Origin of the sequence: Parasphingomonas zepuensis, from assembly GCF_036663735.1 — a bacterium.
GTDB lineage: Bacteria > Pseudomonadota > Alphaproteobacteria > Sphingomonadales > Sphingomonadaceae > Sphingomonas.
This window is the reverse complement of the sequence record NZ_JAXOJO010000018.1, coordinates 1-2119: the sequence shown is the minus strand read 5'-3', so window position 1 is coordinate 2119 and position 2119 is coordinate 1. Positions and strand designations below refer to the sequence as shown.

General features: G+C 62.8%; 2 protein-coding genes and 2 pseudogenes. 3 read left to right on the top strand and 1 reads right to left on the bottom strand.

Annotated features, from left to right (window positions below; genetic code table 11):
* The first annotated feature begins 220 nt into the window (after window positions 1-220).
* The 3 genes and pseudogenes from U1769_RS24825 (at window position 221) to U1769_RS24815 (ending at window position 1852) form a co-directional block, all read left to right on the top strand.
* Window positions 221-1002: pseudogene (locus U1769_RS24825) on the top strand (IS5 family transposase).
* 35 nt (window positions 1003-1037) lie between these two features.
* Window positions 1038-1355 (top strand): annotated as a pseudogene (locus tag U1769_RS24820) (transposase); the annotation flags it as partial.
* Window positions 1244-1852 carry an IS5 family transposase gene (locus tag U1769_RS24815; protein WP_332720840.1) on the top strand — a complete coding sequence of 203 codons (609 nt, stop codon included), beginning with the start codon at window positions 1244-1246 and terminating at the stop codon, window positions 1850-1852. The pseudogene U1769_RS24820 and the gene U1769_RS24815, both read left to right, overlap by 112 nt.
* On the opposite strand, the gene U1769_RS24810 is transcribed toward U1769_RS24815, so the two are convergent.
* A partial coding sequence (locus tag U1769_RS24810; RefSeq protein WP_332720839.1) for a hypothetical protein occupies window positions 1849-2119 on the bottom strand: 271 nt, incomplete at its 5' end. The two genes, U1769_RS24815 and U1769_RS24810, sit on opposite strands and share 4 nt — an antisense overlap.

The following is a 2119-nucleotide window of genomic DNA, read 5'->3' as shown; positions in this document are numbered from 1 at the left end:
CGGTCGTCCCAAATCTCTGAGGCCCATCGCAGGTGCATGAGCGTGAGCGCGGCGTCGAGCAGCGGGTCGCCCACGGGTTCGAAGCTGCCGATCGGCCGGTCAGGATTGGCGGTGATGGCCTCCTCAACTGCGAACCAGTGTGCGAGTCTAGGTCGTGTTGACAAAAGGGATTCACAAACGGGCGTAGTTCTGATTCAAGGCTTCTCTTTGGGGAGCAGTCATGGATCGCGGGGATTTGTCGGACGCGGAATGGGAGTTGATCGGGCCGCTGCTGCCGCCTGAGCGTGGGCGCTGGGCGCGACCGGCAGGCGACAACCGACGCTTTCTCAATGGGATGTTGCATGTGTTGCGGGTCGGCTGCCCGTGGCGCGACATGCACGAGCGCTACGGCAAATGGAACTCGGTCTATGTCCGGTTCCGGCGCTGGGCTGAGCAAGGGGTCTGGGATGCACTGCTGCAAACGCTGGTCGATCTGGGGCTGACCGACGACTGGCAGCACATGATCGACAGCACCACAGTTCGCGGCCATGTCTCGGCGGCGGGCGGAAAAGGGGGGCTGTTGCGCAGGCTTTTGGTCGATCACGCGGCGGCTTTACGAGCAAAGTCCACGCCCGCTGCGACAATCAGGGACTCCCTGTCGGCTTCATCCTGACCGGCGGCGAGGCATCGGATTATACCGCGGCCGATGATCTGATGGCCTTGCCGTTGCCCACGCCCAAGGCGTTGCTGGCCGATAAGGGCTATGACGGTGACAGGTTTCGCGAAAACCTGCTCATGCGCGGCATCCTGCCAATCATCCCGCCCCGCTCGAACCGCAAACTGCCTGAGCATCCCGATTATCGGCGCTACAAGGACCGCAATCGCGTCGAGCGCATGTTCGGCAAGCTCAAGCAACAGCGCCGCATCGCCACCCGTTACGACAAGACCGTCCTCTCCTTCAAGAGCTTCCTCAACCTCGCCGCCGCGCGACTATGGCTCAAGTCTTTTGTCAACGCGGCCTAGGCGTCGTGGACAAAGCTTGACCTGAGACTCGTAGGTTGATTCAAGGCTGCCTTTTGGAGGCAGGGTTGGGCGAGCGGATCGGGGTATCGGACGAAGAGTGGGCGTTGATCGGACCGTTGCTGCCGCCGGAACATGGTCGCGGATGTCGGCCCGCCGGAGACAACCGGCGGTATTTTGAGGGCATGATGTGGATGGCGCGGACGGGTGCACAGTGGCGGCATCTTCCGGACGAATATGGCAAGTGGAACAGCGTGTTCCGGCGCTACCGGCGCTGGGTCGCGACGGGCGTGTTCGACGCCCTGCTGGAGACGCTGGCCGAGATGGTGGAGCGCGACACCAGCGCCGACATGATCGACAGCACGGTGGTCCGGGCGCATCATTGCGCCGTCGGGCTAAAAAAGGGGATCAAGAGACCCAGGGGCTTGGCCGCTCGCGCGGCGGCTTCACGACCAAGCTTCACGCCCGCTGCGACGGCCACGGTCGACCGCTCGGCTTCGTCCTGACGCCGGGCCAGACGCACGACGTACAGGGCTTTGGCCCGCTGTTCCGGATGCTCGGCGACCGCATCGAAGCACTGCTCGCCGACAAGGGCTACGACGCCGATGCCATCCGCGCGGAGCTTGCCGCAGCCGGCGTCGAAGCGGTCATCCCCGCCAAGAGCAATCGGCGCATACCCATCCCACACGATCGCGCGAAATACCGCTGGCGCAATCTCATCGAGCGATTGTTCAGCAAGCTCAAGAACTGGCGGCGGATCGCTACGCGATACGACAAAACCAAGGAATCATACCTCGGCTTCGTCGCTCTCGCTTCAATCAAACTCTGGATACCCTTTGTCCACGACGCCTAGCCCGGGCAAGGCCAGCGGCGCTTCATGATCTGATAAAATGCCTTTTTCATGCTCATCGACTGTTGTTCGGGCGGAACCTTCTCAAGTTCGGCGAGGAACATTGCGGGTTTGATCTTCGCCGCCGCGCTACCTTCGGGCGGTGGGCAACTATGCGGTGGGCGACCGGCGGCGCGATCAGCAGCAAGATCGGCGCGATAGCTGGTCGCCACCGATTTGATCTCGGTCTGCACCGGTGCCAGGTCCGATGAAAATATCGCCAGCGGCCCT